The organism is Nonomuraea guangzhouensis, from assembly GCF_019396345.1.
Classification (GTDB): domain Bacteria; phylum Actinomycetota; class Actinomycetes; order Streptosporangiales; family Streptosporangiaceae; genus Nonomuraea; species Nonomuraea guangzhouensis.
On the sequence record NZ_JAHKRM010000045.1, the window covers coordinates 1 to 21,707 of the forward strand.

20 protein-coding genes are annotated in these 21,707 nt (G+C 69.2%); 12 read left to right on the forward strand and 8 right to left on the reverse strand.

Translation table 11 applies throughout. From position 1 onward, the window contains the following. Nucleotides 1-353 (forward strand): 2OG-Fe(II) oxygenase family protein (locus tag KME78_RS55740; protein WP_219538191.1); only part of this gene is annotated, 353 nt, incomplete at its 5' end. An 81-nt stretch (nt 354-434) separates the two neighbouring features. Next, nucleotides 435-1,694 carry an MFS transporter gene (locus KME78_RS55745; protein WP_219538192.1) on the forward strand — a complete coding sequence of 420 codons (1,260 nt, stop codon included), beginning with the start codon at nt 435-437 and terminating at the stop codon, nt 1,692-1,694. 7 nt (nt 1,695-1,701) lie between these two features. Here KME78_RS55745 and KME78_RS67720 read toward each other — a convergent pair whose 3' ends face one another. The 6 genes from KME78_RS67720 to KME78_RS55775 are packed head-to-tail and all read right to left on the reverse strand — an operon-like array spanning nt 1,702 to nt 7,044. Continuing rightward, on the reverse strand, nt 1,702-2,430 hold the full coding sequence (locus KME78_RS67720) for a GntR family transcriptional regulator (RefSeq protein ID WP_219538193.1): 729 nt from the start codon (nt 2,428-2,430) through the stop codon (nt 1,702-1,704). Nucleotides 2,431-2,467: 37 nt separating this feature from the next. Then, the gene (solA, locus tag KME78_RS55755) at nt 2,468-3,634 is read right to left on the reverse strand and encodes an N-methyl-L-tryptophan oxidase (RefSeq protein ID WP_219538194.1); all 1,167 of its coding nucleotides are present in this window, start codon (nt 3,632-3,634) and stop codon (nt 2,468-2,470) included. Continuing rightward, nucleotides 3,631-4,887, reverse strand: a complete 1,257-nt coding sequence (locus KME78_RS55760; protein ID WP_219538195.1) for an aminotransferase family protein — start codon at nt 4,885-4,887, stop codon at nt 3,631-3,633. Before KME78_RS55760 ends, solA begins: the two co-directional genes overlap by 4 nt. 10 nt (nt 4,888-4,897) lie before the next feature. Next, nucleotides 4,898-5,302, reverse strand: a complete 405-nt coding sequence (locus tag KME78_RS55765) for a hypothetical protein (protein WP_219538196.1) — start codon at nt 5,300-5,302, stop codon at nt 4,898-4,900. Continuing rightward, on the reverse strand, nt 5,299-5,877 hold the full coding sequence (locus tag KME78_RS55770; RefSeq protein WP_219538197.1) for a GNAT family N-acetyltransferase: 579 nt from the start codon (nt 5,875-5,877) through the stop codon (nt 5,299-5,301). The genes KME78_RS55765 and KME78_RS55770 overlap by 4 nt, the downstream gene beginning before the upstream one ends. A 45-nt stretch (nt 5,878-5,922) precedes the next feature. Next, nucleotides 5,923-7,044 carry a cation diffusion facilitator family transporter gene (locus tag KME78_RS55775; protein WP_219538198.1) on the reverse strand — a complete coding sequence of 374 codons (1,122 nt, stop codon included), beginning with the start codon at nt 7,042-7,044 and terminating at the stop codon, nt 5,923-5,925. A gap of 369 nt (nt 7,045-7,413) precedes the next feature. Here KME78_RS55775 and KME78_RS55780 point away from each other — a divergent pair, with 369 nt between their 5' ends. From KME78_RS55780 to KME78_RS55820, 9 genes are read left to right on the forward strand one after another with little or no spacing between them, the layout of a single operon-like run. Further along, a complete protein-coding gene (locus KME78_RS55780; RefSeq protein WP_219538199.1) occupies nt 7,414-8,958 on the forward strand; it encodes an ABC transporter substrate-binding protein in 1,545 nt (514 codons plus the stop codon). A 26-nt stretch (nt 8,959-8,984) separates the two neighbouring features. After that, the gene (locus tag KME78_RS55785; RefSeq protein WP_219538200.1) at nt 8,985-9,659 is read left to right on the forward strand and encodes a haloacid dehalogenase type II; all 675 of its coding nucleotides are present in this window, start codon (nt 8,985-8,987) and stop codon (nt 9,657-9,659) included. Between the two features lie 20 nt (nt 9,660-9,679). Continuing rightward, entirely contained in the window at nt 9,680-10,957 is a 1,278-nt protein-coding gene (locus tag KME78_RS55790) for an NAD(P)/FAD-dependent oxidoreductase (protein ID WP_219538201.1), read from the forward strand. A 42-nt stretch (nt 10,958-10,999) separates the two neighbouring features. Further along, the gene (locus KME78_RS55795; protein WP_219538202.1) at nt 11,000-11,944 is read left to right on the forward strand and encodes an ABC transporter permease; all 945 of its coding nucleotides are present in this window, start codon (nt 11,000-11,002) and stop codon (nt 11,942-11,944) included. Next, a complete protein-coding gene (locus tag KME78_RS55800) occupies nt 11,931-12,824 on the forward strand; it encodes an ABC transporter permease (protein WP_219538203.1) in 894 nt (297 codons plus the stop codon). The genes KME78_RS55795 and KME78_RS55800 overlap by 14 nt, the downstream gene beginning before the upstream one ends. 36 nt (nt 12,825-12,860) lie before the next feature. Further along, the gene (locus KME78_RS65610) at nt 12,861-13,556 is read left to right on the forward strand and encodes a GntR family transcriptional regulator (protein WP_219538204.1); all 696 of its coding nucleotides are present in this window, start codon (nt 12,861-12,863) and stop codon (nt 13,554-13,556) included. A 24-nt stretch (nt 13,557-13,580) separates the two neighbouring features. Then, nucleotides 13,581-14,573, forward strand: a complete 993-nt coding sequence (locus KME78_RS55810) for an ABC transporter ATP-binding protein (RefSeq protein WP_308127514.1) — start codon at nt 13,581-13,583, stop codon at nt 14,571-14,573. Continuing rightward, entirely contained in the window at nt 14,570-15,562 is a 993-nt protein-coding gene (locus KME78_RS55815; protein ID WP_219538205.1) for an oligopeptide/dipeptide ABC transporter ATP-binding protein, read from the forward strand. Before KME78_RS55810 ends, KME78_RS55815 begins: the two co-directional genes overlap by 4 nt. Further along, the gene (locus KME78_RS55820; RefSeq protein WP_219538206.1) at nt 15,559-17,070 is read left to right on the forward strand and encodes an aldehyde dehydrogenase family protein; all 1,512 of its coding nucleotides are present in this window, start codon (nt 15,559-15,561) and stop codon (nt 17,068-17,070) included. Before KME78_RS55815 ends, KME78_RS55820 begins: the two co-directional genes overlap by 4 nt. 63 nt (nt 17,071-17,133) lie before the next feature. On the opposite strand, the gene KME78_RS55825 is transcribed toward KME78_RS55820, so the two are convergent. Next, complete coding sequence (locus KME78_RS55825) at nt 17,134-18,174, reverse strand: ornithine cyclodeaminase family protein (protein ID WP_219538207.1); 1,041 nt, start codon at nt 18,172-18,174, stop codon at nt 17,134-17,136. Between the two features lie 142 nt (nt 18,175-18,316). On the opposite strand from KME78_RS55825, the gene KME78_RS55830 reads away from it, so the two are divergent. Next, complete coding sequence (locus tag KME78_RS55830; RefSeq protein ID WP_219538208.1) at nt 18,317-18,481, forward strand: hypothetical protein; 165 nt, start codon at nt 18,317-18,319, stop codon at nt 18,479-18,481. Nucleotides 18,482-18,494: 13 nt separating this feature from the next. On the opposite strand, the gene KME78_RS55835 is transcribed toward KME78_RS55830, so the two are convergent. Next, on the reverse strand, nt 18,495-21,518 hold the full coding sequence (locus KME78_RS55835) for an AfsR/SARP family transcriptional regulator (RefSeq protein WP_219538209.1): 3,024 nt from the start codon (nt 21,516-21,518) through the stop codon (nt 18,495-18,497). Nucleotides 21,519-21,707: the final 189 nt, after the last annotated feature.

Genomic DNA, 21,707 nt, shown 5'->3' on the forward strand with positions numbered 1-21,707 from the left:
GACGCGTGCTGCGCCGGTGGGCTGCCGGCGCAGCACGCGTCAACGACGGACGGCCGATCGGCGGGGACGCCAGGCAGTGCGGACAGGAATTTATATGGCCTGCGATGCGCCATTTATATATCCGGCCAGAATTTCTCTTCGAGCACTGCGGAACAGAGGCCGAACATAACGGTTACGCAACCCGCGCATGTCCAGCCTGTCCCCATGCTGACCTGCTTGTTCTCTTCTTTTCAGCTGATCCGAAAAACTTGCACAAAGCGCGTCCGATCTACGATAGTAATGACCCGTCAGAAGCAATCGGCAAACGATGGATCGGGGTGATCTGGATGAAGCGCGACTCTGGCTGGACGTAAATCTAGATAAGCGTGTGGTCCGGCCCCCAGAACCGGACCACACCTTTCTCGTTTTCGTATCGTGAGGGGAAGTAAGCGCTCGTGGATGACCGGCCCGCCACGTTCCGCGAAGTCTTCGGTGTCCTGGAGTACCGCTACCTGTTCACCGCGGCGGCGCTGTCCTGGATCGGCGACTACTTCGCCAAGGTGGCCGTCGCCGTGCTGATCTTCAGCGACACCGGCTCCGTGCTGCTGTCGGCCGCCGGCTTCGCCGTCAGCTACCTGCCCTGGGTGGCGGGCGGGCCCGTACTGGCCGCGCTCGCCGAGCGCTACCCCTATCGGCGCGTCATGATCCTCTGTGATGTGGCCCGGTTCGCCCTGGTCGCGCTCATGGCCCTGCCCGGACTGCCGTTGCCGGCGCTGCTCCTGCTGTTGCTCGCCTCCTCGCTGCTCACGCCGCCGTTCCAGGCGGCCCGCTCGGCCATGGTGGCGCAGATCCTCACCGGAGACCGCTACGTGGTGGGGCTTTCCGTGCAGAACATGGTGGGCCAGGCCGCTCAGGTGACGGGGTACGCGCTCGGCGGAGTGACCGCCGCCATCGATGGGCATGTCGCCCTGCTGATCAACGCGGCGACCTTCGGGGCTTCGGCGCTACTGCTCTGGCGCGGCGTGCGGCCCCGTCCCGTGGAGACGGCCACTGCCCCTCGCCGGTCGCTGCTGAAGGAGACCGGTGACGGCATCAGGCTGGTGTTCGGGCATCGGGTCATGCGGCCGATCGCCCTGGTGGTGTTCAGCATGGTGGCGATCCAGATCGTGCCGGAAGGGCTGGCCGCCGCGTGGTCGGCCGAGCTCGGTGGCGGCTCGCGCACCGCGGGCCTGCTGATGGCGGCGTTGCCGATCGGCAACGTCATCGGCGCCCTGATCACGCGAGTGCTGACGCCGGCGCGACGGCTGAAGCTGGTCAAGCCGGTGCTGCTGACGAGCCCGCTCTTCCTGGTGCCCGCTCTGGCGCATCCCCCGTTCGTCGTCGTGTTCTTCCTCGGGGTCTGCACGGGTGTCACCGCCACGGTGATCGTGCCGCTCAACGGGCTGTTCGTGAGCGTCCTTCCGGGCGACTTCCGCGCCCGCGCGTTCGGGATCATGCAGGGCGGCATCCAGATCTCGTTCGCCGTCGCCGTGCTGGCGGCGGGCGCGCTGGCCGAAAGCTTCCCGGTGCCGGTCGTGGTGGGGGCGTGGGGCGGCTGTGGCCTGGTCCTGATGGCTGTCGCCGTACGAACCTGGCCACGAGCCGCCGTCATCGACGCCGAGGTGGCCCGCGCCGCGGACCTCAACCGCCAGACCTCTCCCGTCGCGGTCGCGTAGGCGTGAGCTATTGGCGCGTGCGCGAGGAGACGTCGGCCAGGACGACGCCGCTCGCCGCCCGGGTCGGCCGGCCGCCGGCGGCCATGAGGCCTTCCAGCACCCGCTTGCGGCTCGCCTCGATCTGATCGACCACGATCTGGCGGGCTCGCGACGCGTCACGCGCGAGGAGGGCGTCGTGGAGATCGTGGTGCTCGTGCATCATCTCCGAGGCGTGGTCGCGGTCGCCGAGACTGATGAAGAACAGGCGCTGCATTTCCTCCAGCAACACCTGCAACGTGTTGGCGAGCCGTTCATTGCCGCTGGCGCGGGCGATGCGTACGTGGAATTCCCGGTTGTCCTGAAGAAACTGCTGGTAGCTGCGGGTGTCATCGTGTGTGTAGGTTTCGTGCGCGAGTTCGTGCAGGGCTTCGAGTTCCGCCTGTGGAGCGCGCACGGCGGCCAGTTCGACCGCGGCCGGTTCCAGCAACAGCCGCATTTCGAACAGATCCTGGACACTGGCCAGTGTCACGACCGCGACGCGGTAGCCCTGTCGTGGAAGTACCTCGACGAATCCTTGCTGTACGAGCCGGCGCAGCGCCTCACGCACCGGCGAGCGGCCGAACCCGGTGCTCTCGCTGAGGGCGGCCTCGTGCAGGTCGGCGCCGGGCGCGAGCCGGCCGGTGAGGATGAGGTCTTTGACGTGCTCGTACGCATTGTCGGTCGCGCTGCGCGCCTTAGCCGCTGTCGTGCCTGCCACCTGTCAATGATACGTCCAGTGATACATCAGGCACCGATCATGCCGGGGTCAGAGCGTCCGGTGGCCATGGTGCCAGCGAGCGGCTCGGTGCGAGAAAGTCGACATCACGGGCGGTTCGCCCCTCGATGACCAGGTCCGCGATGATGTCTCCGAACACGGGGGCGAACTTGAAGCCGGAGCCGGAGAATCCGCAGGCCAGGATGATCCTGGACGAGTCGGGGGCGGGTCCGAGCAGGGGGTGACCGTCCGTCGTGTAGCCCTCGAGGCCGACCGTGGTGGTCACCGGGTCGGGATGCAGGCCGGGGAAGAACTCGGCGACGGTGTCTCGGAGGCGGCGGAGCAGCGCGGGGCCGACGGTCAGAGGTGGGTTCTCGGTGTCGTACACGATGGGGTGGCCGGCGGTGTAGATGCCGATCTTCACGGTGGCGCCGTCGACGGTGGGAAATCCGTAGGCGTTGACGTCTCCGACGCGTTCGAAGACGCCGCAGACCTCCGGCCGGTACTGGTCGATGTCCGCGGGCACGTACCAGGCCTGCACCACCCGCCGCGGCAGCACGGTCGCTCCCGCCAGGGGGACCAGGTCGCGGGCTCGTGCCCCCGGGGCGAGGACGACGTGCCCGTAGCGCCGCGTCCCCTGCTCCGTGCGCAGGACGACGCCGTCGTCGTCCGGTTCGATGGCCAGGACGCGGGTGTGGTCGTACAGGGTCGCGCCGAGTGTCCTGGCGTGTCGGGTCGCCGAGACCACGGACAGCTCCGGCCGGAGGAATCCCGCGTGCGGGTCGGTGATGCCGGCGTCGGCCGGGCCCACGCGGTGCTGCGGATATCGGGTGCTGAGTTCCGCGCTGTCCAGCCATTCGTGGTCGAGTCCGGCCGACAGCGCCGACTTGTGCGCGGCCAGGAGTGCGGGGGTGTCCGACGGGCCGAGGATGACGCCGCCGACGCTGTGCAGGAGTTGGTGGCCTGTCGCCCGCTCCAGAGCTCGCCAGAGGCCTAGTGCTTCCAGCGCGAGCGGGGTCGTGCGCGGTTCGCGCTGGCTCTGCACCGAGAACCGCCGCGTCTGCCCTGAGGAGGCCCCGCGGTCGTGCCCGATGCCGAACCGTTCGTAGCCGGTGACCGAGTGTCCGCGCTCGGCCAGCCGCCAGGCGGCCATCGCCCCGATGGCGCCCAGGCCGACGACCGCCACGTCGGCGTCGTGGCCGTTCACGCGCTCACCGTCGCGGGAGCTTGGAGTTGGCCCGCGAGCACGCCGGCCGCGTACTCGATCTCCTCGGCGGTGATCACGAACGGCGGGCAGATGTGCAGGGTGTTGCCGGCGAGCAGGCGGGTCAGCACCCCGTTCTCCCGAGCGCCGAGCACGACCTTGCCGGCGTCCACCTCGGGCTTCAGCTGGACCCCGGCCATCAGCCCGGCCGTACGCACCTCTTGGACGCTGGGCGAGTCCACGAGCGGCGCCAGGGCTTGGGCCAGCACGGGTTCCAGCTTGGCGGCCCTGGCCACGAGATCCTCCTCGTCAAGGATGTTCAGGTTTTCGAGGGCGACGGCGCAGGCGGTGGCGTGGCCGGAGTAGGTGAGTCCGTGCCGGAAGATCGGGGCCTCGGCGCCGGTGAAGAACGGTTCGGCCACGTGCGGCGCGATGCCGACGGCGCCGAGCGGGAGGTAGCCGGAGGTGATTCCCTTGGCCATGACGATCATGTCGGGCTCGATGTCCCAGCGCTGACACGCGAACCACTCGCCGGTACGGCCGAAACCGGTGATCACTTCGTCGGCGATGAAGAGGATGTCGTTCTGGCGGGCCAGTTCGCGCAGTCCGGCCAGATAGCCGTCCGGCGGCGCGTACACCCCGCCGGTGCCGATGACCGGTTCGGCGACGATCGCGGCGATGGCGTCGGCGCCGATCCGCTCGATGACGGCGGCCGTCTCCGCCAGATCGCTCCGTGGCACGCGGGCCGTCTCCGGGACGAGCGACTCGGTGCCATAGCCGTCGCGGTTGAAGTCCAGTCCGGCGATCGAGGTCCCGAATCCGTGCAGTCCGTGATAGGCCCCGTCACGGCTGAGGATCACCTTCTTGCCCGGCCTCCCGGCCACCTGCCAGTATCGCCGGGCCAGTTTGCAGGCGGTGTCGATGGAGTCCGAGCCCCCGGAGGTGAGAAAGATCCTGGGATCCTCGATGGGCAGCAGGCCCGCCAGCCGTTCTGCCAGGTCCAGGGCTGGGCGGTTGGCGTGCGCGCCGAACAGGTGGTAGGTCTCCAGGGTACGGATCTGCGCCGCGGCCACGTCGGCGATCCGGGTGCGCCCGTGTCCGATGTTGGCGTGCCAGAGCCCGGCCGGCAGGTCGAGCAGCCGCTGTCCGTCCTCGGTGGTCACCCAGGCGCCGTCGCCGGAGGCGATCACCAGACGGTCGCGGCCGGCGGTGGGCATGTGTGTCTGCGGATGCCACAACGGGCTGTGCGTACTCATCCTTGGCTCCTCAGACGGTGGCGAACTCGTCCACGGCGGCCGCGTGGACGTGCAGCATCCGGGCGAGCAGCCCGTTGCCACGAGAGAATGTCAACGGCGAAGCGGCATCGCCGGTGCCGTTGAAGAAGGCCGCCCCCTGATCCGGTGACTTGTCGGTCTTGTCGTCGGGGTACAGCGGGTTGACGGTGTTCTCGATCTTGGGCCACAGGGCGCGGGCGGCCTCGGTGGATGCGAAGTCGAGCAGCAGCACCAACGTGCCCGGCAGCAGCTCGCCGGCACACTCCTTGAGCACCGACCCGCCCAGATAACCGGGGTGGCCGTCCAGGGAGCGCAGGAACTCGCCGAGGTAATCCTGTGCCTGCTCGGTCTTTCCCGGCTCCGAAACGAAGATGAAGACGTCGCGTCGCTTGGTCATGATCGCGTGTTCCTCTCAGTACGCGTGGGTGCGATGTCGTAGGTGGTCAGGGGAATCTCCATGAACAGTGCTCGGGACACGCCGGCCGTGTCGTCCTCGACCACCACCGCGCCCATGGACAGCCAGAACGGCAGCGCGCCGGGCGAGTGCGGGAAGGTGTGCAGCGCGATGGTCCGGTAACGCCCTTCGCACCGCGCCCGGTCGAGCACCTGATGGATCAGCACGCGTGCGACCCCGCGGCGGCGGTGCTCCCGAGGAACGTAGACGCGGACGAGCTGGCCGGTCCGGCCGTCTCGGTACCTTTCGACGAGGTGCGGCGGGCTGAGACCTTCCTTGAGCGCGCCCCCGCGGATGCCGGCGGTCCCGAGCAGGACACCGGTCTCCGTATCCCGCGCGACCAGCATGAACGGGCCATCCGGTGCGAGATACCACGCCGTCAGGTCATCGATGTCGGCATGGACAACGGGGTCGTAGGGATCGCCGAAGTCCTCGGCGACGATGCGCAGCATGAGGGTGCGCGCGCCGGGGATGTCCTCTGCGGTCAGCTCCCGGACGTGGAATCCGGCATCGGCCATGGCGGAGCTCCAGTTCTGGCGGTGGGAGAGTGGGCCGGCGAAGCGCTACAGACTCGCGGCCTGCTTCGCCCGGTAGGCCGCGCGCGCCTCGGCGCTGGCGTGGTGGCCGGAGAGCTCGTGCAGACCCTCCGGTCTCTTGCCGTCGATGACCGGGTGCAGGTGCACCACGACCGATTCCAGGTGTGGATGGGCGTGCAGCAGCGCGTGCTCGACCTGGTCGGCGACGCGGTGTCCGTCCACGACGGTGAGGGTGACCGCGACGGCGATGTCGGCGTCGGCCTCCATGCGGTGCCCGCTCCAGCGGGCCCTGATCCGGTCCACCGCCAGGACGCCCTCGACCGAGGCGGCGGTCGAGGTCATCGCCTCGATGACACCGGGTTCGATGCCGTCCATCAGCCGGCGGAACACCGTCCGCATGGAGCTGATCAGAATTCCCATGATCACCACCCCGATGATCAGTCCGACGATCGCGTCCGCCCGCTCAAGGCCGAGCCACACGCCGACCACACCGACCACCACGGCGATCGAGGTGAGCCCGTCCGCCCGGGCATGCTGCCCCTCGGCGATCAAGGCCGCGGACCCGATCTTGCGACCGGTACGGATGCGATAGACGGCCACGATCTCGTTGCCGGCCGCCCCCACGATTCCGGCGGCGAACACCCAGCCCAGGTTGGTCAGGGGATGCGGGTTGATCAGCGCGTCGATCGACTCCCAGATGATCAACGCCACCGAGGCCGCGATCACCAGGGAGATCAGCACCCCGGCCAGGTCCTCGGCGCGCCGGTAGCCGTAGCTGTAGCGGTCGGTCGCGACGCGGCGCCCGATCCGGAAGGCGATGACCAGCGGAATCGTGGTGACCGCATGCCCAAGATTGTGCAGCGTGTCGGCCAGCAGGGCGATCGAGCCGGAGATCGCCACGATGGCCATCTGCAGGATCGCGGTGGCCATCATCCCGGCCAGGCCGATCCATGCGGTGCGAATGCCCTCACCGCTCGTCTCTTCGGCCGACTGGATGGCTTCGTTGGCGTCGTGAGAATGAGGCACCACGAAGTGCTTCAGCTTGGCCAGCAGGCCGCCGCCGCGGTGCCCGTCGTCATGATCGTGTCCGTGCCCATGGCCATGTCCGTGTCCATGGCCATGCCCGTGATGCCGCTGTTCGTCGCTCATCGTGATCAAGCTTTCCCATCGTCGTGATATTTCACGTGAAACATTACGATGCACCCTTCCTGTCGTCAACGGTCCGCTGAGGGCTGGGGGTGGCACGTAAAAACGTTGTTAACGATGGCTCGTGAATGTGTCGGAACGTGTCTACCGGCGTTGTACATCGAGCTTCTCCCAGCAGGGACCTGGGGATTCATTACTAGAACCAGATCACCCGCCGAGTGCGTTGTCAACAATCAATGCGAAGGGGAGGGTTGTTGACAACGCAGGAAGGGCAGGCACATGATGTGCGGCATCGTTCAGGCTCGTACAGCCCCACCGGAGCATTGCGGCTCCGAACTCGTTACCCGCCCTAACCTTCTCCAGGCGGATGCCATGAAAAGCTCACTCCCCCTTCGCCCCCCAGCTCTGATCTGCTCGGCCCTGCTCACACTGACCGCGTGCGGCACTTTCGCGAACAGCGACTCCCCGGCCGGTGCCGACCAGAACGTGGTGATCAGTCTCCAGTTCTCCCCGCGCTCCAACTACGCTCTCGAAACCGACGACGCCCTGGTGCTCAGCCAGATCGGCTGCCTGGAAACCCTGCTCACCTATGACAACAAGGCCGGTGCGCTCAAGCCGCTGCTGGCCACCAAATGGACTCAGAGCAACCCCACCACCTGGGATTTCACCCTGCGGGAGAACGTCAAGTTCCAGGACGGCACCGCTCTGACGGCCGACGCCGTCGTCCAGGGACTGAAGCACGTGCTCTCGGTCGAGGCGCCGCCACGGGCGTTCAACAAGACGGTCGTCTCGTCGGTCGCCGCAGTCGACGGCTCGACCGTCCGGATCACCACCCCCAAACCGAGCGCCCTGCTGCCGTTCCGGCTGGCCAGCGCCAACACCGGCATTCTGGCGCCGGCCGCCTACACCTCCTCGGGCATCAAGCCGATCGGGCACTGCACCGGGCCCTACAAGCCGACTTCCGAGGCCACCGGACAGTCGATCTCGATGGAGCGCAACACGACCTACTGGGGTGGGCAGGTCCCGCTGGCCAAGGTCGAGGCCAGGTTCATCGCCGAAGGCGCGACCCGGGCGACCCAGGTCCAGACCGGAGAATCCCAGATCGCACTGGGCATCCCGGCCACCAGCCTGGCCGCGCTGAAGGGCGACAAGGAGCTCGTGGTCAGCGAGACGTTCACGCCGCGCACGACCGGGCTGTACTTCAACAACTCACGTGCCCCGTTCAACAAGGCCGCGCTGCGCAAGGCCGTACAGGCCGCCCTCGACCTCGACGCCATCGCCAAGAGCGTCTACAACAACGGCGCCGAGCCCGCGATCGGCCCGTTCTCGCCCACCGAGCCGTGGGCACCCAAGGGCATGCAGCCGGTGGCGCAGAACCTCGACCAGGCCAAGGCCCTGCTCGCCGAGGCCGGATACGCCCCCGGCAAGCTCAAGCTGACGCTGCTGGCCTACACCGAACGGCCCGAGTTCGCCGACCTCGCCACCGTGATCCAGGCCAACCTCAAGGCGATCGGCATCGAGGTCAAGGTGAAGAGCAGTGACTACGCCGGGATCGAACCCCAGCTCCTGTCCGGCGACTACGACCTCACGCTGCTGTCGCGCAACCACCTGGTCGACATCGCCGACCCCAATGGCTTCCTGTCCTCGGACTACACCTGTGAAGGCGGCTTCAACATCAGCCGCTTCTGCGACCCGGCCATCGACAAGAAGATCGCCTCGGCGAACGCCATGACCGACGCCACCGAGCGCAACGCCGTCTACGCCGAGGTCGCGCGCTACCTCGAAGAGAACGCGGTCACCGTCTTCCAGGTGCACGAGCAGACACATGCCGCATACCGCGCGGGTGTGAAGGGTTTCACCGACGACCCACTCGCTCGATACGCGATCACCACCGCTGTGACCGTCGCCAAGCAGTAACGACAAGCAGTAACGGAGGGAATTACATGGACTTGCTGGGCTTTACCCCGAAATACATCACTTTCGACTGCTACGGAACGCTCACCCACTTCCAGATGACGCCGACCGTGCTGCCGCTGCTCGAGGACCGCGTCGCACCTGAGGACATCCCCACCTTCCTGAAGGACTTCCGCGCCTACCGGATGGACGAGGTGCTCGGCCCGTTCAAGCTCTACCCCGAGGTCCTGCGGGACTCCTGGCAGCGGGCCTGCAACCGCTGGCGCATCCAGTTCCGGCAGTCGGACGCGGACACGATCATCGCCGCGGCCGGCTCGTGGGGGCCGCACCCCGATGTGCCGGAAGCGCTGGGCAAGCTCGCGTCGGCCTACCCGCTGGTCATCCTGTCCAACGCCACCGACGGCATGCTGGAGAACAACGTCAGGCAGCTCGGCGCGCCCTTCCACCGGGTGTTCACCGCCGAGCAGGCTCGCGCGTACAAACCGCGATTCGCGGCTTTCGACTACATGCTCGACCAACTGAACGTGGAACCGCAGGAGATCCTGCACGTGTCCTCACACATCTGGTACGACCTCATCCCGGCGCACGAGCTGCGGATCAAGCACAAGGTCTACGTCAATCGCGGCTACGACCCGTCCGTCCCCTTCTACGAATACGCCGAGACCTCCGATCTCACCGGCGTCCCGCCGCTGCTCGGCCTGTAGTCCAACGACTGGGAGGACACGTGAAGCTCGTTTCCTACTGGCTGGACACCGCCAAGCCGGCCGGCGACTTCCGCCGCACCGAACCACCGGCACGCGCGGACGTCGTCATCGTGGGCGCAGGTCTCACCGGCCTGTCGACCGCCTTGCACCTGTCCCGCCAGGGCGCGCAGGTCGCGCTGCTGGAGGCGCACACCGTCGGCTGGGGCGCCTCCGGCCGCAACGGCGGAATGGCCACCCCGGGACTGGCGATCTCCTTCGGCGCGGGGGTGAAGCGCTACGGAACGGAGCGCGCCACCGCGATGTTCCGCAGCTACAACGACGCGATCGACACCCTCGAAGACGTCGTGACAACTGAGGGGATCGACTGCTCCTTCAGCCGGACCGGGCGGCTGACGCTGGCCAGCAAACCGGCGCACTACCAGAGCTTCCAGGCCTCGGCCGCGCTGATGCGCGAGCTGGCCGGGCAGGATGTGCGGCTCGTACCGCCCGCGCGCATCCGTGAGGAGATCGGCAGTGACCACTACCACGGCGCGATGGTCGATCCCCTCGGCGCGGGCGTCCACGTGGGACGGCTGACGGCCGGACTGGCGGCGGCCGTGTCGACGAACGGCGTGTCCATCCACGAGGAGTGCCAGGTCACTGGGCTGACCCGGCGCTCCGGTTACCAGCACGACGTGCACACCGAACTCGGCACCATACGCGGCGACCAGGTGGTGATCGCCACCAGCGGCTACACCGGCGGCCTGACCCCGTGGCTACGCCGGCGGATCGTGCCGATCGGCAGCTTCATCATCGTCACCGAACCCCTCGACCAGAGCGTCGTGGACGAACTGCTGCCGCACCGGCGCGTCGCCTCCGACAGCAAGAACCTGCTCTACTATTTCCGGATCACGCCGGACAACCGGCTGCTCTTCGGCGGACGCGCCCGGTTCGCGCTGTCGGCTCCCGCTTCCGACATCAAGAGCGGGCGGATCCTGCGCCGCGCGATGACGACCGTGTTCCCGCAGCTGGCCGGCGCTCGTGTCGACTACTGCTGGGGCGGCCTGGTGGACATGTCGCTGGACCAGATGGTGCACGCCGGGGAACGTGACGGCCTGTTCTACTCCGTCGGCTACAGCGGCCACGGCGTGCAGATGGCCACGCACATGGGCAAGGTGCTGGCCCAGGTGCTGGGCGGCGAACCGGCCGCCAACCCGTGGCAGGACCTCCCGTTCCGCGCCGTTCCCGGGCACTTCGGCCCGCCGTGGTTCCTGCCGCCGGTCGGCGCCTACTACAAGTTCCTCGACCTCGTCCGCTGACCAACCTTCACCGGGGACGGCTATGGAAAGGGCAGGCATGCGATGTTCTTCTTGATCAGACGGCTGGCCGTACTCGTCGGCACGCTGGTGATCGCGTCGTTCGTGGTCTTCCTGATCCCCTATCTCACGCCGGGCGATCCCGTACGGAAGATCCTGCGCGGCCGGGTGCGCGACCTCAACGTCGACCCGGTCACGCTGGAGAGCCTGCGTCGCTCGTACGGACTCGACCGGCCGCTGCTGACGCAGTTCTGGGACTGGCTCGCCAAGGCGCTGCGCGGAGATCTCGGCCTGTCCTACACCAGCCGTTCCCCGGTCACCGAGATGATCAGCAGCGCGCTGGGGGTGACGACCGTTCTCGCCATCACCTCACTCCTGATCGCGCTGGTGGCCGCGCTGTTCTTCGGCTCGCTGGCCGCGGTCAAGCGCGGCAAGCCCACCGACACCGCCATCACCTCGATCACCCAGGGGTTCGTCGCGATCCCGGAGTACTGGCTGGCGCCGGTGCTGATCCTGGTCTTCGCGCTCCAGCTCGGCGCGCTGCCGTCGGCGGGGTGGCGGGGCCCCGAGTCGATGGTCCTGCCCTGCCTCACTCTCGCGCTGCGCCCGATGAGCTACTTCACCCAGGTGACCAGGGCATCGATGATCGACGTACTGGAATCGCCGCACATCACCGCCGCGCGAGCGCGCGGACTGACGTTCGGCGCGACGATGCTCCGGCATGGCGTACGCAACGCGCTGCTGCCGGTGATCACCTTGTTCTCGGTGTGGCTGGCCGGCCTGCTCGGCGGCTCGGTGGTGGTCGAGGTGATCTTCTCGATCCCCGGCATGGGCCGCCTGCTCTATGAGTCGGTCGTCAACAACGACGTTCCCACTATCCAGGCCGGAGTCATCAGCCTGGTCGGGTTGGCCGTCCTCATCACGACGCTGACCGATCTGGGGTACACACTCATCAATCCCACGGTGAGGGCCGCACATGTCTCTGCTTGACGATCATCTCGCCGGCAAGGCGCCGAACGACGCCCCGGCGACCGGTGCGGAGCGCGGGCGCGGCCGGACCGGCCTGCGGAGCTGGCCACCCAGCCTCCTCGTCGGATCCGCGCTCTTCGGGCTCATCCTGATCACGCTCGTCCTGACCCCGTGGATCATGCCGCACGACCCGGCGGCCCAGAACCTGGCCGACCGGCTGGCGCCGAGCGGCGCCACGCATCTGCTCGGCAGCGACCACCTCGGCAGGGACGTGCTGAGCCGGCTGATGGACGGTGGCCGGTTCTCGGTGTCGATCGCCGCCATCACGCTGATGATCTGCGCGGTGAGCGGCACGCTGGTCGGCATCGTCTGCGCGCGGCGGGGCGGCAAGTTCGACGAGTTCGTCATGCGGCTCACCGATGTGCTGCTGGCCTTTCCCGAGATCATCGTCGCGCTGTTCCTCGTGGCCATCCTGGGCACGAACTACGGCACCCTGATCCTGGCCCTGGTCATCGGCGGCTGGACGCCGTTCGCCCGGCTGGCCCGCAGCGTCGCCCTCGAGATCGGCTCGCACGACTACATCGAGGCCGCGCGGGCGCTGGGCTGCTCCTCGTCGTTCATCATGTTCCGGCACATCCTGCCGAACGCGCTGAGCCCGCTGCTGGCGCACGCCGCGGTCCGGTTCGGGCACAAACTGATCACCGTGGGCGCCCTGTCCTACCTCGGTCTCGGCATCCAGCCACCGGACGCGGACTGGGGGTCCATGCTCGCGAACGCTCAGCCGTACCTCACGAAAACGCCTGGCTTGATCATCTACCCTGGCCTGGCCATCTTCGTGACGGCATTGAGCGTCACACTCATCGGCCAAGGTCTCAACGCCAGGAGGAGCCGGCGTGGGTGAACAGGCCGCTACACCAAAGATCGCGAAGGAGCATTCGTGAGCGAACCCAGGCGCAGGGCCGAACCGCACGTTCCCAAGCGCACCCTCTCCGCCGTGGTGACGTCCCAGATCAGGGAACGGATCATCAGCGGCGGGTACCCTCCCGGCAGTCAGATGAACGAAGTGGAGATCGCGGCGGGGTTCGCCACCAGCCGTGGCCCGGTCCGCGAGGCGCTCCAACGGCTGGCGCAGGAAGGATTGCTGGTCGCCTCGCCGCACAAGGGCATCACTGTCCGGGTCCTGACCGACGACGACCTGGAGGACCTTTACTTCGCGCGGGCCGCCATCGAACGCGCGGCGATGGAGCGGCTGACCGCCCGGGGCACGCCGGCGGCGCTGATCGCCACCCTCGAACAGGCGGTGCGGCTCCTGGCGCTGGCCGTGGCACGCCAGGACTGGCAGCGGGTCTCCGCGGCCGACCTCGGCTTCCACCAGGCCATCGTGGACGCCGCCCGGAGTGAGCGGCTGTCGGCGATGTACGCCTCACTGGCCGACCAGACCCGGCTCGGACTGAACCTGCTCGTGGCCACCTACAAGGGCCGCACGGATCTCGTCGAGGAGCACGAGCAGTTGCTCAAGCTGCTCACCTCCGGCGACCACGCCGCCTTGTTCGACGCGCTCAACCGGCATTTCGGCGACGCGATGATCACGCTGCGGGACCACCGCGACAACAGCCCGGTTCCCCCGGTCTGACCCCACCACGCGAAGGAGAACCTCGTGGCGGAACTGCTCACGGTCGAGAACCTCGCCGTATACGCCGGCTCCAGTCCGGCGGAGAGGATCGTCGACGGCGTGTCGCTGTCCATGGGCGAAGGCGAGGTCCTCGCCCTCGTCGGCGAATCGGGCTCCGGCAAGAGCCTGACCGCGATGTCGCTGGTGCGCCTGCTGCCCCGGCCGCTCACCGCTGGCGCCGACCTGATGACCCTCGACGACGTCGACCTCCTGCGCGCGACCGATCGGAGGATGGACCAGATCCGCGGCGGGCGCATCGGCATGCTGTTCCAGCAGCCCAAGCACATGCTCGACCCGACCTCCACGGTGGGCGCCCAGGTCGCCGAACCGCTGCGCCGATTCCGTGGCATGAACCGGGCCACGGCCCGCCAGGCGACCATCGAACTGCTGCGGGACGTCGGTGTCCCCGAGCCGGAGCGGCGCGCCCGCTCCTACGCCCACCAGCTCTCCGGTGGCCTCGCACAGCGGGTGATGATCGCCGCCGCTCTGGCCGGGCAGCCCCGCCTGCTCATCGCCGACGAGCCGACCACCGCGCTGGACGTCACCGTGGAGGCGCAGATCCTGCGGCTGCTCGCCGCCAAGAAGGCCGAACTCGGCATGTCGATCCTGTTCATCTCGCACGACCTCGGGGTCGTCTCCTCGATCGCCGACCGGATCGCGGTCATGTACGCCGGCCGCATCGTCGAGCAGGGCCCGGCCGACGAGGTGCTCACCGCGCCGCGGCACCCCTACACCCGCGCGCTGATCGAGTGCTCCCTGCTGCGGCCCGGCCCCTCGGGTGAGCTGTGCTCCATCCCCGGTCATGCCGACTCGGCCCTGCGGATCACCGCCGGCTGCCGGTTCCGCCCCCGCTGCACCGCCACCCACGACGCCCACATCGAGCACCAGTGCGCCGCCGCCGAGCCGGCCCTCGCGACGCAGAGTCATGCCACGAGGTGCTGGATCGGCATGCCCACCCAGGTCAAGGAGCCCGCATGAGCAGCCAGCTGCTGGTCGTCGACGACGCGGTCAAACACTTCCCCCTCCCCCGTCAGGGCCTGCGCCGCCGCGAGCACGTGCACTCCCTCGACGGGATCAACCTCCGCGTCGACTCCGGCGAGGTGTTCGGGCTGGTGGGCGAGTCGGGCTCCGGCAAGAGCACCCTGGCCAGGGTCATCCTCGGGCTGACCCCCACGACTTCTGGGCAGGTGTCGATCGACGGCCTCGGCCCGCGAGCGCCACGCAAGCAGCTCGCCCGCACCGCCCAACTGATCTTCCAGGATCCGCATGCCGCGATGGACCCCCGCATGACCCTGGGTGCCAGCCTGACGGCCGTACTCGCGCAGCATCGCATCGGCAACAAGGAAGAACGCGCGCAAGCGGTCTCCGACGCGCTCGCGGAGGTCGGGCTCGACGACAGCTACCTGCACCGCTATCCGGGCGAATGCTCCGGCGGGCAGCTGCAACGGGTGGTCATCGCCCGCGCGCTGCTGCTCAGACCGAAATTACTGATCTGCGACGAACCGACCTCCGCGCTGGACGCCTCCGTACAGGCGCGGATTCTCAACCTGCTACGCAGGCTCCAGGGCGAACACGGGCTCGCCATGATCGTGATCTCGCACGACCTACGGGTGGTGCGGTACCTCGGCGACCGTGTCGCGGTGATGTACCTGGGGCAGATCGTGGAGATCGCCGATCGCGACGAGATCTACGAGCGCTCGTGCCACCCTTACACCCTCGCGCTGCTCGCCGCCGGAGCCGCGACGACCACCGGAAAGCAGCCCCCGGCCACCGTCACCGGCGAGCCGCCCTCACCCATCCACCCGCCCAGCGGATGCCGCTTCCACCCCCGATGCCCACTGGCGGCACCCGAGTGCCGGTCTGCGGCACCGGAACTACGGGAGATCGCCCCGGGACACCAGGTGCGGTGCCACCGCTGGGAAACAGCGCGAACGACACTGGCGAGCGAGGAGTCCCCCAACCGATGAGCGCGCAGGTTTCGCACAGCAGACAGGTGTGGCAGCCACCGGCCGGCGGCTTCTGGGAAGGCGTCTGGCGCGACGGTGATCAGCGGATGTCCGTGCACGACCCGGAGGACGGGGCGTATGTCGGGACCGTGATGGACGCCACGGATGCCGAGGTCCGGCGCGCCGTCGCTTATGTGGCCCAGGGACAGCTCCGGCTGGCCTGGCCGCTATGGGAACGACGTGCCGCCATCGAAGCTACGGCGGTCGCCCTCGCCGCGTCGGCGGACCGGTTCGCCACGATCATCGCCACCGAGGGCTGCAAGACCATCACCGAAGCCCGCGCCGAAGTCTCGCGCGCGGTCGAGACACTGCGGCTCACCGGCCAGGCCGCGGCGGCGCTCACCGGCCGTACCGTCCCGTTCGACAACACCCCACGCGGCCTGGGGTGGACCGGCTGGTACACCCGTGAACCGGTCGGCGTCGTCGCCACGATCACCCCGTTCAACGACCCGCTCAACCTGGTCGCGCACAAGCTCGGACCGGCGCTGCTCGCCGGCAACGCCGTGGTGCTCAAGCCCGCCCCGGCGACACCGCTGACCGCGCTCGCCCTCGTCGAGTTGTTCCTGGACAACGGGGTGCCCGGCGAATACCTGGCCGCCGTGCCCGGTGTCCACGCCGGGCAGGCCCTGGTGGCCGACCCACGGGTGGACGTGGTGTCCTTCACCGGCGGGCCGCGTACCGCCGACCGCATCGCACAAGGGGGACCGGCCCGCAAACTCATCATGGAACTCGGCGGCAACAACGCCCTGATCGCCTGCGCGGACGCCGACCCGGCCGCCGTCGCCGCCGCCGTCGTCGACGGCGCGTTCGGGGTCGCGGGCCAGAACTGCCTTTCGGTGCAGCGGGTCTTCGTCGAAGCGGACCTCTTCCCCGAGGTGCTGGAGAGGGTCGTACGCGCCACCGCCGCCCTCGTCGTCGGCACCAAGCACGACCCGGCCACCGACGTCGGCCCGCTGGTCACCGAGGCCGAAGCCCAGCGCGTCGCCGCATGGATCGACGAGGCCGTCGCCGCCGGGGCGACCCTCCACACCGGCGGCGCCCGCAAGGGGAGCTTCGTGACCCCCGCGGTGCTCACCGACGTGCCGGGCGACGCCCGGATCCGCGTCGACGAGGTGTTCGGCCCAGCGGTGCTGCTCGACCCGTTCTCCGATCTGCGAGAGGCCATCGCCTCGGCGAACGCCGTCGACACCGGTCTGCAGGCCGGGGTGTTCACCCACGACGTGGACCGGGCGTTGGCCATCGCGGACGCGCTCACCGCCGGCGCCGTGCTGATCAACTCCAGCTCGGACTTCCGAATCGACGCCATGCCCTTCGGCGGCTTCAAGCGATCCGGCATCGGGCGCGAAGGCATCGAGTCCGTCATCGACCAGCTGACCGAACCGAAGATCGTCGCGATCAACAGAGGCCTCCGTGGTTCAGCGAACCTCAACGACGTGACTCAAGAACTGGAGGGAGTGATCGTGAGGTAAGAGTCGTCGATCTCGTCGTTGCTCATGATCGTGCTCCCATCGGCTCTGTCGGGTTGGGGTGGGTCATCTGGGAAGGGCGATGCCGCGGCCCTCGCGCATCGCGATCCGGTACACCTCGGTGGCCAGCGCGATGTCCTCGATCGCCAGGCCGAAGGGGTTGACCAGGATGACGTCGTCGGGGTGGTAGCGGCCCGGGTGCCGACCGGCGAACACCTCGCCCAGCTCGGCGTCCACGCGGCGGACGCCGGCGCCCGCGTGCTCGCCGGGGCCGACCACGCGCCCGGTCCGATGCATGCGGCCGAGCAGGCGGTGCTCGTCGTCGCGGACCAGGGCCCAGTCGTCGACCAGCAGGGTGCCCGCCTCCATCACCACGTCAGGCAGGACATCGTCGAGGGAGACATTCACCACGACGCAGCCCCTGCTGAGCCAGTCGTAGGCGATGTAGCCCTGGGTGGTCGTGGTGGCGGGGATGACCAGGTCGGCGCCGAGCACGGCCTCGCGGGCCGTGTCGGCCAGGGAGATGCGGATGCCCTGCGCGCGCAGCAGGGCGTCCACTTCGTCCGCGAGGGCGGCGGCCCGGCGCGGGTCCCGGTCGTGCAGCACGATGGCGGCGATCCCGGGCAGCGATCGGGCCAGCAGCTCGATGTGCGTACGCGCGATGACGCCGGCGCCGATGACGCCGACGGTGAGGACCTTCTGCGGCAGCAGCGCCTGGGCGCTGGCCAAGGTCACAGCCGCGGTCCTGAAAGCGCTGACGTGAGCGGAGGCCATGACGCAGCGGATGCGCGCGGTCTGGCGGTCGAAGAGCATGGTCAGGCCGCTGGCGCGGGGCAGCCCGCGTTCGGGGTTGTCCAGGCAGCCGTTGATGATCTTCGTACCGGCCATCTCGAACGGACCGCCGACGTAGCCGGGCATGTTCAGACTGCGGGCGGCCGCGCCGGAGGGGCTGGTCCAGCCGAGGTAGGCCTCGGCCGGCAAGGTGGTCCTCCCCTCGGCCTGCAGGACGAGGGCCTCGCGCACGATCTTGACGGGGTCGAGGCGCTGGCAGGCCCACCTGGTCTCTTCCTCGGTGAGGTACCAGAGTGCGGTGGCGTCGTTGTTCACGTCGGTAAGTCTGCGAACGCCGCCTATCGGGCGGGCTTCGTGCCGCTAAGCGGGCGAACTTAGCGAAGGCTTAGTGCGACGAAAGCCCGGGACGGTTGACTATGGCGTAGAGCAGATCTTCGAGACCACGAAAGCAGGCGTCATGCTCAAGCGGTTGATCACCCTCTCCATCATCGCTGCCTCCCTCGCGCTGCCGGCTGTCGGGCTCGGCGGGACGCACACCGCGCCGGCCGGCCACGTGGTCGCCACCGGCCCCGGCGACGACATCAACACCCACTGGGGCGAGGGCCCGACCCCCAACTCCTGACCTGCCGGGCTGCTCAACCCGTGGCGCGCGGCGTGCCAGGGACCGCGACCGGCTGGCGCAGCGCCAGCCGGTCGCGCAGGCCGTCGGCCTCGACCGAGTCCAGGCCGGCCAGCAGCGCCCAGGCGGCGCGAGCGGCGTCTTCCGCCGCGTGCGCCCCCTCCTCCGAGGCCAGCCCATCGCTCGCCTCGGCCAGCCCGACCAGCGCCCGGGCCTCGAACGGCGGCAGGCCCAGGCTGCGGAAGATCTCCACCGCCTGACCCAGCCGGGCGGCCGCCTCCTCGAACCTGCCGCGGGCCAGCGCCTGCTCGCCCAGCTCGTGCCGGACCCGGCCCTCGACCAGCCGCTCCCCCACCCGAACGGCCAGGGCCAGCGACTGCTCCAGGATCATGTGCGCCTGGTCGTGGCGGCCCTCGCGGACGTAGACCTGGCCGAGCCCGTACAGCATGTACGCCTCGCCGATGTGGTCGGCGCCGTCCCTGACGATGCGCAGCGCCAGCGTGAACGACCGGCCGGCCCGGTCGATCTGGCCCTGCCGCAGGGCGCTCTCGCCGAGCCGGTAGAGCACCTGCGCCTCTGAGCGGCGGCTGCCCACGTCCCTGGCGATCTTCAAGGCCCGTTCCAGGTACGTCTCCGCCTCGGCGTACTCGCCGCCGTCGAGCAGGGATCGCGCCAGGTTGCTCAGCACGTGCGCCTCGCTGGTGCGGTCTCCGACGAGCTGGAAGACCTCCAGCGCCTCGCCGTACCGGCGGATGGCCTGCTTGGTGTCGCCGCGCAGCGAGTCGACGTAGGCGAGGTTACGCAGCACCAGCGCCCATCCGTGCGGCTCGTTCTGCTCCTTGAACAGCCGCAGCGCGGGTTCGAGCGCCTCCAGGGCGGCGTCCGGCTCAAGCTGGAAGATGCGCAGGCTGCCCAGGGAGTACAGCATGGCGGCCACGCCGCGCGGGTTGCCCTTCCTGCGCACCAAGCCGAGCGCCAGCTCGGTGGTGGAGCGCCAATCGTCGAAGTAGCTCCTGGCCTCGAACAGCGTCTCGGCGGCCAGCGCCAGGTCCCAGCAGAGTTCGTCGAACCCGAGCTGCGCGGCCTGCCGGACGCCCGCGACCAGGGCGGCGCGCTCACCGTCCAGGCAGTTCATCGGGTGTGGCGAGAGCCGTTCGAGCAGCGCGGGCGGCGGCGACCATCGGGCCTCGCCGCTGTGCAGGATGGTGTAGTCGCCGCCGTACTCGCGGCGGTGCGCCTCCTTGGCCAGCGCGAGCCAGGCCGACAGGGCGCGGCGCAGGCTCGCGCTGCGGTCGGCGGCGCTGTCCTCGGCCAGCGCCCGGTCGCGGGCGAACGTCCTGATGAGGTCGTGGAAGCGGTAGCGGGGCGCGCTCTTGGCCGGGCCGGCGCCGGCGTCCACGAGCTGGGCGTCGACCAGCGCCTCCAGGAGGTCCTCGGCCTCGGCCGGATCCTCGTCGAGCAGGCAGACACCCACCCAGCCGGGGAAGTCCGGGGTCTCCAGCAGCGACAGCAGGCGCAGCAGCCGCTTGGCCGGGCCGGGCAGGCCCTGATAGCTGACCTCGATGCTGGCCCGGATGCCGAGGTCTCCGTGCTCCAGCTCGTCGAGGCGGCGGTTCTCGTCGCGCAGCCGGTCGGCGAGCCGGCGAAGCTGCCAGTGCGGACGGGAGGCGAGTTTGGCCCCGGCGATGCGGACGGCCAGCGGCAGGTGCCCGCAGAGCTCGGCGAGGGCGGCGGCCTGCTCGGGCTCGTCACGGACGCGCTGCTCGCCGAGAATGCGTTCCAGCAGAATGACGGCCCGGCCTCTCTCCAGGACGCCCAGCTCGATACGGCGGGCGCCGGGCAGGCCGGTCAGCCGGGTGCGGCTGGTGACCACCACGGCGCAGCCGGAGCTGCCCGGCAGCAGCGGCGTGACCTGCGACTCGCTCATCACGTCGTCGAGCAGCACCAGCATGCGCCGCTCGCCGAGCCGGCTGCGGTATATCTCGGCCCGCTCGTCGAGGGTGTCGGGGATGGCGGAGCCGTCCACGCCCAGCCCGCGCAGGAAGCGTTCCAGAATCTCCAGCGCTGACGCGGGCCGGCCGCTGCCGCCGCGCAGGTCGGCGAAGAGCTGCCCGTCGGGGAAGTGCCCGCGCACGGCGTGGGCCGCCTGCACGGCCAGGGTGGTCTTGCCGACGCCGCCCCGGCCGCTGATGACGATGGTCGGCACAGTGCCTGACGCCTCGCCGCCGTCCGGGCCGGTCAGGACGTCCACGATGTCGGCGAACGTACCGGTGCGCCCGGTGAAGTCGGCGATCGCGGCGGGCAGCTGGCGCGGGACGACCTGGACGGCCGCGATGGGCGTGTCGCGGGGCGCGGCGGGCGGCTGCTCGGTGACCGCCTCGTCGCCGATGTCGCCGTCACCGCGCAGGATGGCCTGCTCCAGTCGGCGCAGTTCGTCGCCGGGTTCGATGCCCAGCTCCTCGACCAGCGTCGCGCGGGCCATGCGGTACGTCTCCAGCGCCTCGGCCTGCCGCCCGGACCGGTAGAGCGCGACCATGAGATGGGCGTAGAGGCGTTCCCTGAGCGGGTGGTCGCGGACCAGGACGGTGAGGTCGCCGATGAGATTGACGTGGTGGCCGAGCGACAGCTCCAGGCGCAGCCACTCCTCGACGGCGGCCAGGCGGCGCTCCTGAAGCTGCAGCGCCCCGCCGCGGATGATCCGGCCCTGGAGGCCGTCGAGCGCGGTGCCGTACCAGAGGCCGAGCGCGGACTGCAGCGCGGTCACCGCCTCCTGCGGTTTTCCGGCTTCGACCAGGGAATACGACTGCGCGACGAATTCTTCGAACTGATGGGCGTCAATGTTCTCAACAGGAATATTCAACGCATAGCCGGGCGGCCGAGTGCTGATGACGTCGGTCAGCCCCAATGCGGAAAAAGTCCGGCGAAGCCCCGAGACACATATGTGAATCTGCACCCTGGCCGTGCTCGGCGGCTCATCGTCCCAGATGGCGTCCATCAGGCGGTCCACGGAGATGACCCGGTTCGGCTCCAGGGCGAGCATCGCCAGAATGATCTGCGGACGTGCTCCAGTGAGTGGTATTCGGTGTCCCTCCGCCAGTACCTCTAATGGCCCCAGGATCCGAATATGCATTGGCACCCCTATAACCCGCTATTGGACGCTCTCTCGTATATATCCCATTTTCGTCGTCATGTCTGCGGATATGGGACTGCCGAAACGGCGGCGGTCCGG

What these genes read in the sequence shown, in the direction of transcription:
- KME78_RS55760 (WP_219538195.1), bottom strand. Translation starts at nt 4,887, where the DNA reads ATGAGTACGCACAGCCCGTTGTGGCATCCGCAGACACACATGCCCACC.
- KME78_RS55765 (WP_219538196.1), bottom strand. Translation starts at nt 5,302, where the DNA reads ATGACCAAGCGACGCGACGTCTTCATCTTCGTTTCGGAGCCGGGAAAG.
- KME78_RS55770 (WP_219538197.1), bottom strand. Translation starts at nt 5,877, where the DNA reads ATGGCCGATGCCGGATTCCACGTCCGGGAGCTGACCGCAGAGGACATC.
- KME78_RS55775 (WP_219538198.1), bottom strand. Translation starts at nt 7,044, where the DNA reads ATGAGCGACGAACAGCGGCATCACGGGCATGGCCATGGACACGGACAT.
- KME78_RS55780 (WP_219538199.1), top strand. Translation starts at nt 7,414, where the DNA reads ATGAAAAGCTCACTCCCCCTTCGCCCCCCAGCTCTGATCTGCTCGGCC.
- KME78_RS55785 (WP_219538200.1), top strand. Translation starts at nt 8,985, where the DNA reads ATGGACTTGCTGGGCTTTACCCCGAAATACATCACTTTCGACTGCTAC.
- KME78_RS55795 (WP_219538202.1), top strand. Translation starts at nt 11,000, where the DNA reads ATGTTCTTCTTGATCAGACGGCTGGCCGTACTCGTCGGCACGCTGGTG.
- KME78_RS55800 (WP_219538203.1), top strand. Translation starts at nt 11,931, where the DNA reads ATGTCTCTGCTTGACGATCATCTCGCCGGCAAGGCGCCGAACGACGCC.
- KME78_RS55815 (WP_219538205.1), top strand. Translation starts at nt 14,570, where the DNA reads ATGAGCAGCCAGCTGCTGGTCGTCGACGACGCGGTCAAACACTTCCCC.
- KME78_RS55820 (WP_219538206.1), top strand. Translation starts at nt 15,559, where the DNA reads ATGAGCGCGCAGGTTTCGCACAGCAGACAGGTGTGGCAGCCACCGGCC.
- KME78_RS55830 (WP_219538208.1), top strand. Translation starts at nt 18,317, where the DNA reads ATGCTCAAGCGGTTGATCACCCTCTCCATCATCGCTGCCTCCCTCGCG.
- KME78_RS55835 (WP_219538209.1), bottom strand. Translation starts at nt 21,518, where the DNA reads ATGCTCGCCCTGGAGCCGAACCGGGTCATCTCCGTGGACCGCCTGATG.